The organism is Pantoea hericii (genome assembly GCF_014155795.1).
GTDB classification, from domain to species: Bacteria; Pseudomonadota; Gammaproteobacteria; order Enterobacterales; family Enterobacteriaceae; genus Pantoea; species Pantoea eucalypti.
On the sequence record NZ_SCKV01000017.1, the window covers coordinates 1 to 1,283 of the forward strand.

A 1,283-nucleotide genomic window follows, 5' to 3' on the forward strand; every position below is an offset into this window, starting at 1 on the left:
CGCGGGATCTGCACCCCGCCGAACCCCTGACCCGCCCAGGCGCTGGAGACGCGCACCCAGCAGGAGCTGGTGTCGTCGCCCTTCGCCAGACGGTCCCAGTGAAACTTCACTTTCACCCGGCCGTAGCGATCGGTCCAGATCGACTCGCCTTTCGGCCCCACCACCTTCGCGGTCTGCGGGCCGTGCGTTTTCGGCCACGGCGTCTCCGGCGGCGTGCGGTACGTCACCGACGACGGCAGCACCGTGAAGCTGATGTTGTGACGGCTCTCGCCGGTGTCGCCGCTGGCGTAACTGTTCTCGGCGAAGTCATAGGTGGCCGAGGTCACCAGATATTCGCCGTTGTCGCTGAAGTGCGGCGCGTTGATGATGGCAAAGGTGAAGCCCGGCGCGATGCCGGTGGCGGTGCCCGACCCGCTGACGCTGTGGTGCTCGGCCTGCCACACCTCCTGACGGATGCGCGCGTAGGACTCGCCGTGGCTGTGGTCGACAAAGTGGCCCGGCCAGTCGTAGACGTCCACCGAGCCCGGCACCGGCGACGCCGGGTTCTGCCGCGCCTGCAGCATCCACGCGTTCGGCTTGCGGAAGTCGTAGTCGTCGGTGCTGTAGATGCCCGGCGTCACGCTCTCCGCCAGCGACCACTGGCTGATGCCCTCTTCCGTCACCACGCCGCCCGACGGGGTGACGTGATAGGCGATGGTCTCATAGCCCGGAAACGCCTGATGCTGGTCCGGCGCGTCGCACAGCACCAGCGTATGTTTGTCCGCCTCGTGGCGGAAGAAGTAGTAAATCCCCTCCAGCTCCATCAGGCGGCTGATAAAGTCCAGGCTGCTCTCCTGATACTGCACGCAGTACTCCCACACCCGGTAGCTGCCCGCCAGGCGCGTCTCCACGCTGACCGCGTACTCCTTCAGCAGCGTCTGCACAATCTGCGGCACCGTCTGGCTCTGGAAGATGCGCAGGTTGCGGTCGCGCCGCATCGGCCACAGGTCCGGCTCCACCGTCAGCTGGTAGACCGCGTAGCGGGTGCCGCTCAGCTCCTGGCTGCGCACCGCCACCCGGGTGATTTTGCCGTTGAGGTAGCGCGGGCTCAGCGCGTTCATCAGGCCGTCGGTCGGCAGCGTAAAGGTCACCGGCTTGCCCAGCAGGGCGTGACGGTCGATGCGCGCGTCGGTGGCCAGCAGTTCGGCGGTGAGCACAAACGGACGGGACAGCGTCTCGGTGCCGGTGAGCGTATGGAACAGCAGGCCGTCCGCCGGCAGCTGAGCAGTAATGCGTGAGAACAT

General features: G+C 66.7%; 1 protein-coding gene. It reads right to left on the reverse strand.

Annotated elements, in window-relative coordinates; translation table 11 throughout:
• A partial coding sequence (locus H7K52_RS18810) for a type VI secretion system Vgr family protein (protein WP_182630349.1) occupies nucleotides 1–1,283 on the reverse strand: 1,283 nt, incomplete at both ends.